The sequence below is a fragment of the Bradyrhizobium sp. PRIMUS42 genome (genome assembly GCF_023006515.1).
Classification (GTDB): domain Bacteria; phylum Pseudomonadota; class Alphaproteobacteria; order Rhizobiales; family Xanthobacteraceae; genus Bradyrhizobium.
The window spans coordinates 1-9,902 of the sequence record NZ_JALBGZ010000171.1 but is presented as its reverse complement, the minus strand read 5'-3'; the positions used below and the strand labels follow the sequence as shown (position 1 = coordinate 9,902).

Here is a 9,902-nt window from a genome sequence, read left to right as displayed (position 1 = left end):
CTCCGGCACCGCGGCCGCGCTGCCGCAGACCGAGCTGCGCGAACGCGGCTATCAGGGCCTGATCTACCAGACCCATGGCGCCGCCAGCATGGACTTCATCCGCATCGCCGGCAAAGCGGCGGAAGGCGTGCTGATGGCCGCGGGCCCGGTGATGGACCCCGAGGACCAGCCGGATGAAGCCGCGACCAAGAAGCCGGGCCTCGCGCTCAACACGGCCTATGAGGCCAAGTACGGCCCGAACAGCCGCAGCCAGTTCGCCGGTCACTCCTACGATGCGTTCGAGATTCTGAAGCGCATCATCCCGGCGGCGCTGAAGACCGCAAAGCCCGGCACGCCGGAATTCCGCGAAGCGATCCGCCAGGCGCTGCTGACGGAGCGGGAGCTGGCGGCAAGCCAGGGCGTCTACAATTTCACCGAAAAGGACCGCTATGGCCTCGACGAGCGCTCGCGCATCCTGCTCACGGTGAAGAACGGCAAGTACACGCTGGTGAAGTAACAGCAAGCGAAAGTCTCGAGACGACGAGAGCCGGCCCCATGGGCCGGCTCTTTTGTTTGGCAATGAGGCGCGAGCTGGGGCCGCAGTCTTGCTGCGCCCCCTCTCCCGCTTGCGGGAGAGGGTTGGGGAGAGGGTGTCACCGCGTAAAGATTGTCTGAATGTTCGCCGAGAAAGTCCCTCAGCCGAGAGAGCCCTCACCCGGCGCTTCGCGCCGACCTCTCCCGCAAGCGGGAGAGATTGCACCGCGCTCTCGGCGAGACTGAGCCTAAGCCGCCTGCCGCAGCGGGGTCCAGGCGAACTCGGGATAGTAATCGTCCATCATGCGGTCGACGTAAGCCGTGAGGTTCGGAAAGCCCTCGGCACGCTCGCGCAGGATCGATTCGAAGAACGGCGAGAGGACACCGGCGAGCATACCGAAGGCCGTGGCATCGACGCCGCAGGGCTTGTTGCCCATCAGGTACGCCTTGTCGCCGAGCTGCACCGACAGTGCGAACAGCGAGCGCACGGCGAGGTCGACGTCGTCGTCGGGCGCGTGGCGGCCGAGGCCCGAGAGCAGATAGTTCTCGGCGACGCGGAATTGCGCATCCTCGCGCAGCTTCTCGCGGTTGTGCTCCGGTGCGCCGTCGAAGAAGTGCGCGGGACCCTTGGCGAAATTGACCGGGTCGACCCAGCGCGCCCCGACCAGTCCCCAGTAGACATGGTGCTCGATCATCCGTTCGAACGCCCAGGCCTGCGCACGCTCGGCCAGCGACAGGCCGGCGTCGAAATCGAAGCCGTAGCGCCGCTCGATATGGGCGCGGATGAAGGTGGAATCGGCCACCGCCTCACCGCCGTCGTCGATGAACGGCAGCTGCCCCTTGGGCGAGGCCGGCGGCATCGCCCGCTCCTTCCGGTAGGGCAATCCCGCCATCTTGAGCTGCACCTCCGTCTTGGTGACGAAGGGACTGATTTCCGGCAGGCCAAAGCCCGTGCCAAAGCCATAAAGCGTGATCATGCGAGCTCTCCTGAACCTCTCGAAAGTTGACGGAACCTAGCGACCGGCTGCTGCCACCATGGTGGCAGCAGCCGTGATATCTTCTGCGAAGCGGGCGCCCCGCCAGGCACGGCCCATCACATGGCGGACCAGCGCGTCCGCGGCCTGGACCAGCGAGCGTGTCACCACGCTTGCGAACGCCAATCGGAGGTCAACGGCCATGAGATCGAGCGAAACGAGGCGGCTGAGCGCCAATGCTTGCCAAATCTGGGCCTGCCAAAGCTGGGCGCGCCACAACGGAACGGCCGCGCCGAAATGGGTTGGAATGATCATGGATAAATCCTCTTCAGTCGATGTGTTGTCCCGGTATAGAACCCCCCTGCTGCCAACATCCTGTCAGCAGCCGCGCGCCGCCTTCTGAAAAGACCACAACAAGAGACCCCTCATGAGACGCGCCGATCGGCTGTTTCAAATCATCCAGGTGCTGAGGCGCACGCGTAAGCCGCTGACGGCGGACGCCATCGCGGCCGAGCTCGAAACCTCCAAGCGCACGATCTATCGCGACATCGCCACGCTGATCGGACAGCGCGTGCCGATCCGCGGTGAAGCCGGCATGGGCTACATCCTGGAAAAGGGTTTCGACCTGCCGCCCTTGATGCTGACACCCGACGAGATCGAGGCGGCAGTGCTGGGCGCACAATGGGTCGCCGGCCATGCCGATTCGGCACTGGCACGCGCCGCCGAAGATCTGATGGCCAAGATCGCCGACACCGTGCCTGAGCGCCTGCGTCCCTTTGTGCTGGAGCCGGCGAGCCGTGCGCGGCCAAGCTGGAACAGGGAGCCGGACCGTCTGGACATGGTCCGCACCCGCACCCAGATTCACGAAGGCAAGAAGATCATGCTGCGCTATCGCGACGAGCATGGCCGCGCCAGCGAGCGCATGATCTGGCCGATCTCGGTCGGCTATCTCGAAGCCGTGCGGCTGCTCGCAGCCTGGTGTGAGCTGCGCAGCGACTTCCGCAGCTTCCGCACCGACCGCGTCGTGGAGGCGAACTATCTCGACGAGAAATATCCGGAGCGACGCGACGTGCTGCGCGCAAGATGGCGGCAGAGCCTGGTCTGGGGCCCTCCCAAGGATACTTGAAGAACACGTGACGATGATGGAAGAGAACTCCCCCACCGATCCGTCGAGCTGTTGCCAGAGTTGCGGCGCTTGCTGCGGCTATTCGGCCAACTGGCCGCGCTTCTCGATCGAAAGCGACGAGGAGCTTGCCGCGATTCCGGAGACGCTGGTCAACGAACGCCAGTCCGGCATGCGTTGCGAGGGCGATCGCTGCTCGGCCTTGCAGGGGGACATTGGGAAAGCGACCGCGTGTGGCATCTATGCGATGCGGCCGGAGGTGTGCCGCACCTGCATGCCGGGCGATGCCGAATGCGCGATGGCGCGGCGGAAGTTCGGGCTGCCGGTGATAGAGGCCGCTTAGGCCGGAACGGCTTCGCTGATCTCGTCGTCGAATTCGTCCTCGAGCGGTGCGAGCACCGAGAGGGGCTTGGTCGACAGCGTGATCGGCTTGCGGCCGCCCGACAACGACGGCGAGGATTTCGCCGTGCCTTCGCGCGCCAACGCATAGAGCGTCGAACCGACGCGGCCGCCGTTCTCGATCAGGTCGCGTTCGTTGCAGCTCGCTGCGATCGCGACCGCCAGCGAGTGCAAATGGCTGCGGCGGTAGCAGAACAGCGCCAACCTGGCGCGCGCGTCAGGGGAAACACTCTCAACCAGCCTCGGCAGGCCACTTTCGCTGGCGCGATACATCTCGCCAAGGAGTTCGTCGCGGACCGGGCAGAAATCGCTTTCAAAGGTATCGCGGCTTGAAAACATTGCAGTTCTCCCTCAGGCACGGAAGATGCAGTGCAATTCTCTAATGAAAGGTTAACCACGCTGCCCGGTAGTCACCCGGGGTGGTTGCGCCCTGGCCGCGAATCAGCGGGGCTCCCGACCGAGTCCCTTGAAGGGCTGCGTAGCCCGGATGGAGCGCAGCGCAATCCGGGAAGGACGCAGTACGTGGCACGGGCCCCGGATTACGCCGCGCTCCATCCGGGCTACGAACTAGCCGCCGCCTAACGTGCGAGGCCGCCAGCCCTCAGTTCGCCGCCATGAAGATGGAGAGGCCAAAGCCGGTGAGATGGTGGAGGGCCTGGTCGACGCCGATCAAGGTCCAGAACCAGGGATGCGCAAGATCGACCCCGAAATTCGCCGAGACGAACCCCTTGGCGCGGTCGATCGTGATGTGGATCACGAAGTCGATCAGGGCCACAAACCAGAATTTCGGCGCCACGATCAGGATCAGCGGCAACGCAACCGCAAGGTGAACGAGGCAGTGCACCAGAAGCGGCAGGGCCCAACCGTGCTTCTGGTCCTTGCCGTGCGCCATCCAGGCGGTCTGGAGGACGAAATCGGCGATGATGTGCTTGAAAGTGAGCAGCAACATCCAGCCAATGAGCGCTTCGACCGGAATCGCCGATGACATGGGTGGAAACGACAAGCTAACGCCCTCATTGACGTGACAAGAAAAATTGGAGCGTTCAGCGCAACTTCTTCTTGGACCGGTTCTTGGACCGGTCAAATCGCCGGGACGTGCGATTTATGACATCTCCCGCGGCCGAATGCAGCCGGGGGGAACCGGAAAATCGCCAAGTGTGGCTAACTGGTGATAGGATGACCAATCGCCGCGGCGGCGTGGAGTAGGGTTACCGACGGCTCGAAATTTGCTTTCCGCTGCCTTCGCGCTATCATCGACGGCAGAGAATATCGTTCTTTTTTCAGGCGTTTACGAATTGCTGGGCGCCCGCCGCGATCACATCCGCGAGCCGCCCGCCACCGATAGAATAAGGCCAGAGTGCTGCCATGAGTACTGAAGGCCCCAATTCATCACCGACGGAGCCGCCGGCCCGGCGCCCCAAGGTGATCAAGACCAATCAGCAGCAGGTCTTCCTCTATGTCGTGCTGACCCTGCTGTTGTCGCTCGCCACCGTCTGGGTCGGCCGCGCCATGCTGCACAATTCGGAAACGCTGACCTTTGCCGTCGGCGCCCCCAACAGCGACGAGGCGCTGTTCGCGGCCAAGCTCGCCACCGTGCTGAAGACCAACGCCTCGCGCTTCCGGATCAAGATCGTCAACAACGCAGACAACGCCAAGGCGCTCGCACAGTTCGACCGCAAGCAGGCTGACCTTGCCGTCCTGCGCACCGACGCCAAAGTACCGCTGCGGGCGCGCACGCTCGCGATCCTCGAGCACGATCTCGTGCTTCTGCTCGGTCCCGGCAACAAGAAGATCAAGTCGATCGCCGAGTTGAAGAAGAAAAAGGTCGCGGTCCTCGCCGAGAACGAGTCCTCCCTCGCCTTCGTGCGCAGCATCCTCGACATCCCCGACGGTCCGGACGCCGCGAAAATCCAGATGGCGCCGCAGGGCGCAACGCTCGACAAGCTGTTTGCACCGTCAAACGGCTTTGGCGCGGTGATCGTCATCGTCCATGCCTCCAGGGCGGTGCGGGACAAGGCCTATGAGCAGGTCGCCAAGCGCGGCGGCTTCACGCTCAACGCGATCGACGAGGCCAAGGCGCTGGCGCGCAGAGTCCCGGGCATTTCCAGCGAGACGCTGACGGCGGGCACGCTGTCGACCTCGCCGCAAATTCCCGACGACGATCTCGACACGATCGGGCTCGAATGGCTGCTGGTCACGCAATCCAGGATGTCCCCGAGCACGGCAGGTGAGCTCGCACGCATCGTCTACGAGAACAAATCAGCGCTCGGGCTCGACAACAGCTTTGCCACCAGGATAGAGCCCGCCTCGACCGAGAAGGACGCCTTCGTGATGGCGCACCAGGGCGCGGCCGACTACATCAACGACGACACCAAATCGTTCATGGATAAGTACAGCGACCTGATGTATCTGGGCGCCGCCGCGCTCAGCGTCATCGGCTCGATCTTCGCTGCCATCTACGCCAAGATCACCCGCATCGCGCCAGAGAAGGCCAGCGAGCTCTCCACCGCTATCCTCGACATCGGCGAGCGGATCGAGCACGCCCACTCTCTGGATCAGCTCGAATGCCTCCAGGACGAACTGGAGGGCATTTTACGCGGGGCCGTCATCGGCCTGCGCGACGGCACGATCAGCACCGACGGGCTCGACACCTTCAAGCTCGGCTACGAATTCGTCCGCGACGAGATCGGCATGCGCCGCGACTATCTGAAACGTCATGCCGGCGAGACCGAAAAGACGGCGCGCGACGAAAGCCCTGCCCAGCACGACGACAGCAATGTCGTGGTGGTCAAGACCGCCCAGAGCGCCTGAGGGAGCCAGGCCGGTTAGGCCGTCCACCACTCTCCTGTCCCGGACAAGCTGCAATGCCAAAGGCGATGCAGCGCAGAGCCGGGACCCAGGAGCCGCAGCATGCGTTGCTGAATGGGCCCCGGCTCTGCAGCGCATCACTGCGTGCTGCGCTGCGTCCGGGGCACGAGGCCGAGGTCGTGACGACGCCATAGGCGCGAGCCCTGCCAGCAAGGTTGGGGCGCGCAAAAGTCCGATCAATATCCGGCCAGGGAACCGCCGCGATCTGCATCCGTTGGCTATCGGTTACACCCGGAGACCGCAGCATGCGTGCACTCCTCATCATCCTCCTCCTGGGAATGCTGGCGGCGGCCGGCTATTTCGCCTATTCCGCAATGGCGGTCGAAGGTGAGCCGATCCCGACGGAAGGCTATGTGGCCCTGGCGCTCGGGGCGGGGTTTTCCATCCTGGTCGGTGTCGGACTGATGGTGCTGTTGTTCTTCAGCAGCCGCCGCGGTTACGACGAGCCGCCACATTTCAGGTAGACGAGCTCGCCAGCAATGACCGCGCCGATCCGCGCGTCTCGGTGCAGCAGCGCCGATCACCCGCCGCCCATCGCCCCGTCGTTGACGGCCTCCGCCCGGGCGGGCACCTTGGCGCCGACGTCCCAGAAGGGACGCCGAAGACTTTGTCCCAACACCGATCTCGAGACCGAGCCGCCTTCCCGCATGTCCAAGCCGCTGATTTCTCCTATGGCCCAGTTCATGGCCGCCACGGCCGGCCGCAACATGACCAAGGCGGCCTATGTCGCGGTGACCGTCGGCGTACTCGGCATGGTGTTGCTGACGGACAAACGGGCCCATGAGGCGCACGGCTGGATCAACGGCCTGCTCTGGGCGTGCCTCGCCTATTTCATCTTCGAATGGCTGGTCCGGCTGCGCCATATGACGCAGCAGGGGCGGCTTTCGCTCTACATGTCCTCTTCTGCCGGGCTGGTTGACGCGATCGGAGCTCTGGCGGTGCCGGTCGCGCTGGTTCTCGGCGTCGAGCCCGGGACGGCCTGGCTGCTCGGCGTGCTCTGGGTGTTGAAGGTCATTCCGGGCATTCCGGGCCTGCGGCAGCTTCGCCGCGTGCTGGTGCTGGAATCGGGGCCGCTGGTGAGCGTGCTCGTGATCTTCCTGATGGTGGTCTTCCTCGCCTCCGTCGCCGAATATTTCCTGGAGCGGGACGTGCAGCCGCAGACCTTCGGCAGCGTGCCCGCCGCGCTGTGGTGGGCGGTGGTGACCCTGACGACGACAGGCTACGGCGACGTCGTGCCGGTCACGCCGCTGGGGCGCTTGGTGGCCGCCGCGGTGATGATCTCCGGCCTCGGCGTGTTCGGCCTTTGGACCGGTATTCTGGCGACCGGATTTGCCGCCGAGACCCGGCGGGACAATTTCCTCAAGACCTGGGAGGCCGTCAGCAAGGTGCCGTTCTTCGCGGCGCTCGGCCCCGCTGCGATTGCCGACGTCACCCACATGCTGCGGACCATGGAGCTGCCGGCGCGCACCATGATCATCCGTAAGGGGGCGCAGGGCGATTGCATGTATTTCATCGCCGCTGGCGAGGTCGAGGTCGACCTGCCCGGCAAGAAGGTTCAGCTCGGCGAAGGCGCCTTCTTCGGCGAGATGGCGCTGCTCGGCAACAACAAGCGCGGCGCCAACGTTTCGACCACGAAAGTATCGCGGCTTCTGGTGCTCGACCTGGTCGACTTCCGCGTGCTGATGGCACGGCACCCGGATCTCGCCGAGACCATCGACGCCGAGGCGAAACGGCGCGCGCTCGAAAACAGCTAAATGGAGACAAGAATGTCGGACATCACCGACGCAGCCACCGGCCCCCTGCTCGAACGCGACGGCGCGCGCGCCACCATCCGCCTCAACCGGCCCAAGCATCTCAACCGGCTCCAGGCGGAGGACCTTGACGAGCTCGTCAAACTGTTCGACCAGGTCGAGGCAGATCCCGCCATCCGCGTGCTGGTGCTGACCGGCACCGGCCGCGTCTTCTCCGCCGGTTATGATCTCAATTCGGTCGCCGAGCGCGCCGTCAGCGCAAACGAGCAGCAGAGCGCGGGCTCCGCCTTCGAGGTGGTCGTCAACCGGCTGGAGGATTTGGGCGTGCCGACGATCTGCCGGCTCAACGGCGGCGTCTACGGCGGCTCGACCGACCTCGCGCTCGCCTGCGATTTCCGCATCGGCGTCGACACTGCCGAGATGTTCATGCCGGCGGCGCGGCTCGGCCTGCATTATTACCCGAGCGGCATCAAACGCTACGTCACCCGGCTTGGCGTCGACAATGCGAAGAAGCTGTTCCTGACCGCGCAAAAGATCAGCGCGCCGGAGATGCTGCGCATCGGCTATCTCACCGCCATGGTGCCGGAAGAGACGCTCGACGAGGAGGTCAACCGGCTCGTCACGATTCTCGCCGGCAACGCGCCGCAGGCCATGCGCGGCATGAAGCGTGCGATCAACGAATTCGCCCGCGGCGAGCTCGATGATCGCGCCGCCGACCAACGCCACCGCGACAGCATGCGCGGCGATGAGATCAAGGAAGGCATCAAGGCGTTCGCGGAGAAGCGAGCGCCAAAATTCTGATCACGCCCGCTTCGACCGCATCGCGCGCACCTGCGTGAGCTTGGGATCTCGGACAAGCGCCTGATAGCGTTTGCTGTCGATGGCGTAGATCGCGATCCGGCCCTCGCTATCGGCATGAACGCCCCATCCGAAGCGCTTGCCCAGGCTCGACGCCCTCATGCACGCTTGCCCCCGAGAGAAGAACGCTTCGCGGGCCGCATGCTTCTCCGCTTTGGTCGCCTTCACATCGAGCTCGCGTCCGGGCGCAGACGTCGCGAAGATAACGTCGTCGGACGAGTATTTGTAGGGTGCCTTGGCGATCATCACGTATTGCAGGCACGCCACCGTGGGCTTTCCCCCGCGCAACGGCGGCTCCTCGCCAGTACGCGCGGGACAGTCTTCGGCAACCCGGATGAAGGTGTTGAAGCAGTTGGTCGTGTGCATCGGCTTCGTCATCTGCCACCTTGTATCATTCAGCCCCCAACGGCCGCAGCATGCTGCGCCGCCATCTCGTCATCCGCCGCATTGATGCGCTGGTACGCGGGCCGCGCGGTCATACGTTCGGCATAGCGCACGAACACGTCCTTTTTCGGCACGAGGCCGAACATCATGGTCCAGCTGAATGCGACGCCCCACAGCACATCGGCAGCCGTCATCCGCTCGCCGAGCAGATACGGCCCCTTCGACAGCTGCGCTTCGAGCGCGCCGAGCATGGTGTCGTAGTCGGCATAGGGCGAATGCGTGATGGGGGCCGGCTCGCGCTGCATGAATTTGTCGATCAGCGCCGGCTCGAAGGATGAGCCGTAATAGGCGATCCAGCGCAGATAAGGGCCCCGCAACGGATCGTTCAGAGCGGGCGTCAGACCTGCCTGCGGAAACAGATCCGCGAGAAAGATGGTGATCGCGACCTGCTCGGTCACCAGGGCGTCGCCATGACGGACCGCCGGGACCTTGCCGAGCGGATTGATAGCGAGATAAGCGGGCTGACGCTGCTCGCCAGCCTTCATGTTGAGGAGGTGGAGATCGTAGGGCGCCCCCAGTTCCTCCAGCAGCACCCGCGTGCCGGTGGCGCGGCTTTGCGGCGAGTAATACAGCGTGATGCGGTTCGGATCGGTCATGGCAGGTCTGGTCATAGCAGGTCTGGTCATGGCAGGTCTCCTGGGGCGTCGTCTGACTAGGCGCATCTTGTAGAGGCCGATACCTGACATCCTGTGTCAGGTATGATTTAAAGAACCATGCGCGCGAGCCGGATGCTGTCGATCCTCACCACCCTCCAGGCCAGGGGGCAGGTCACCGCGCCCGAACTCGCGGAGGCCTGCGAGGTGTCGGTGCGCACGATCTATCGCGACATCGACGCGCTCGCCGCGTCCGGCGTTCCCGTTTACGCCGATCGCGGCGCGGAGGGCGGCTATCGCCTGCTCGACGGCTACCGCGTGCGGCTGAACGGTCTGTCGCAGATCGAGGCAGGCGCGCTGTTCCTGGCCGGATTGCCGG

At 64.6% G+C, this 9,902-nt stretch carries 13 protein-coding genes and 1 pseudogene; 8 read left to right on the top strand and 6 right to left on the bottom strand.

What is annotated here, in order from left to right:
* Positions 1-496: pseudogene (locus MOV75_RS15385) on the top strand (branched-chain amino acid ABC transporter substrate-binding protein); the annotation flags it as partial.
* A 265-nt stretch (positions 497-761) separates the two neighbouring features.
* On the opposite strand, the gene MOV75_RS15380 reads toward MOV75_RS15385, so the two are convergent.
* Both MOV75_RS15380 and MOV75_RS15375 read right to left on the bottom strand, forming a co-directional pair.
* A complete protein-coding gene (locus MOV75_RS15380; protein ID WP_246925482.1) occupies positions 762-1,490 on the bottom strand; it encodes a glutathione S-transferase family protein in 729 nt (242 codons plus the stop codon).
* Between the two features lie 36 nt (positions 1,491-1,526).
* Entirely contained in the window at positions 1,527-1,802 is a 276-nt protein-coding gene (locus tag MOV75_RS15375) for a hypothetical protein (RefSeq protein WP_246925479.1), read from the bottom strand.
* Positions 1,803-1,914: 112 nt separating this feature from the next.
* On the opposite strand from MOV75_RS15375, the gene MOV75_RS15370 reads away from it, so the two are divergent.
* Positions 1,915-2,613 carry a YafY family protein gene (locus MOV75_RS15370; protein WP_246925477.1) on the top strand — a complete coding sequence of 233 codons (699 nt, stop codon included), beginning with the start codon at positions 1,915-1,917 and terminating at the stop codon, positions 2,611-2,613.
* 16 nt (positions 2,614-2,629) lie between these two features.
* Positions 2,630-2,953 (top strand): YkgJ family cysteine cluster protein, encoded by a 324-nt coding sequence (locus tag MOV75_RS15365; protein ID WP_246925496.1) that lies wholly within the window; start codon positions 2,630-2,632, stop codon positions 2,951-2,953.
* On the opposite strand, the gene MOV75_RS15360 is transcribed toward MOV75_RS15365, so the two are convergent.
* A complete protein-coding gene (locus MOV75_RS15360) occupies positions 2,950-3,348 on the bottom strand; it encodes a hypothetical protein (protein WP_246925475.1) in 399 nt (132 codons plus the stop codon). The two genes, MOV75_RS15365 and MOV75_RS15360, sit on opposite strands and share 4 nt — an antisense overlap.
* A 262-nt stretch (positions 3,349-3,610) precedes the next feature.
* Positions 3,611-3,958, bottom strand: a complete 348-nt coding sequence (locus MOV75_RS15355; protein ID WP_063994636.1) for a DUF3307 domain-containing protein — start codon at positions 3,956-3,958, stop codon at positions 3,611-3,613.
* A gap of 416 nt (positions 3,959-4,374) precedes the next feature.
* Between MOV75_RS15355 and MOV75_RS15350 the strand changes: the two genes are divergently transcribed.
* The 4 genes from MOV75_RS15350 (at position 4,375) to MOV75_RS15335 (ending at position 8,429) form a co-directional block, all read left to right on the top strand.
* Positions 4,375-5,820: a TAXI family TRAP transporter solute-binding subunit gene (locus MOV75_RS15350; RefSeq protein WP_246925473.1), complete on the top strand. Its 1,446-nt coding sequence runs from the start codon at positions 4,375-4,377 to the stop codon at positions 5,818-5,820.
* 302 nt (positions 5,821-6,122) lie between these two features.
* Positions 6,123-6,341, top strand: coding sequence for a hypothetical protein (locus MOV75_RS15345; RefSeq protein ID WP_246925471.1), 219 nt, complete (start codon positions 6,123-6,125; stop codon positions 6,339-6,341).
* Positions 6,342-6,524: 183 nt separating this feature from the next.
* A complete protein-coding gene (locus tag MOV75_RS15340) occupies positions 6,525-7,631 on the top strand; it encodes a cyclic nucleotide-gated ion channel (RefSeq protein ID WP_247006112.1) in 1,107 nt (368 codons plus the stop codon).
* 12 nt (positions 7,632-7,643) lie between these two features.
* On the top strand, positions 7,644-8,429 hold the full coding sequence (locus tag MOV75_RS15335) for an enoyl-CoA hydratase/isomerase family protein (RefSeq protein ID WP_247006111.1): 786 nt from the start codon (positions 7,644-7,646) through the stop codon (positions 8,427-8,429).
* Here MOV75_RS15335 and MOV75_RS15330 read toward each other — a convergent pair whose 3' ends face one another.
* Positions 8,430-8,864, bottom strand: a complete 435-nt coding sequence (locus tag MOV75_RS15330) for a DUF6157 family protein (protein WP_246925465.1) — start codon at positions 8,862-8,864, stop codon at positions 8,430-8,432.
* A gap of 17 nt (positions 8,865-8,881) precedes the next feature.
* Entirely contained in the window at positions 8,882-9,526 is a 645-nt protein-coding gene (locus MOV75_RS15325; protein ID WP_247006114.1) for a glutathione S-transferase family protein, read from the bottom strand.
* 117 nt (positions 9,527-9,643) lie between these two features.
* On the opposite strand from MOV75_RS15325, the gene MOV75_RS15320 reads away from it, so the two are divergent.
* A partial coding sequence (locus MOV75_RS15320) for a YafY family protein (protein WP_247006109.1) occupies positions 9,644-9,902 on the top strand: 259 nt, incomplete at its 3' end.

What these genes read in the sequence shown, in the direction of transcription:
- MOV75_RS15380 (WP_246925482.1), bottom strand. Translation starts at nt 1,490, where the DNA reads ATGATCACGCTTTATGGCTTTGGCACGGGCTTTGGCCTGCCGGAAATC.
- MOV75_RS15375 (WP_246925479.1), bottom strand. Translation starts at nt 1,802, where the DNA reads ATGATCATTCCAACCCATTTCGGCGCGGCCGTTCCGTTGTGGCGCGCC.
- MOV75_RS15370 (WP_246925477.1), top strand. Translation starts at nt 1,915, where the DNA reads ATGAGACGCGCCGATCGGCTGTTTCAAATCATCCAGGTGCTGAGGCGC.
- MOV75_RS15365 (WP_246925496.1), top strand. Translation starts at nt 2,630, where the DNA reads ATGGAAGAGAACTCCCCCACCGATCCGTCGAGCTGTTGCCAGAGTTGC.
- MOV75_RS15360 (WP_246925475.1), bottom strand. Translation starts at nt 3,348, where the DNA reads ATGTTTTCAAGCCGCGATACCTTTGAAAGCGATTTCTGCCCGGTCCGC.
- MOV75_RS15355 (WP_063994636.1), bottom strand. Translation starts at nt 3,958, where the DNA reads ATGTTGCTGCTCACTTTCAAGCACATCATCGCCGATTTCGTCCTCCAG.
- MOV75_RS15350 (WP_246925473.1), top strand. Translation starts at nt 4,375, where the DNA reads ATGAGTACTGAAGGCCCCAATTCATCACCGACGGAGCCGCCGGCCCGG.
- MOV75_RS15345 (WP_246925471.1), top strand. Translation starts at nt 6,123, where the DNA reads ATGCGTGCACTCCTCATCATCCTCCTCCTGGGAATGCTGGCGGCGGCC.
- MOV75_RS15340 (WP_247006112.1), top strand. Translation starts at nt 6,525, where the DNA reads ATGTCCAAGCCGCTGATTTCTCCTATGGCCCAGTTCATGGCCGCCACG.
- MOV75_RS15335 (WP_247006111.1), top strand. Translation starts at nt 7,644, where the DNA reads ATGTCGGACATCACCGACGCAGCCACCGGCCCCCTGCTCGAACGCGAC.
- MOV75_RS15330 (WP_246925465.1), bottom strand. Translation starts at nt 8,864, where the DNA reads ATGACGAAGCCGATGCACACGACCAACTGCTTCAACACCTTCATCCGG.
- MOV75_RS15325 (WP_247006114.1), bottom strand. Translation starts at nt 9,526, where the DNA reads ATGACCGATCCGAACCGCATCACGCTGTATTACTCGCCGCAAAGCCGC.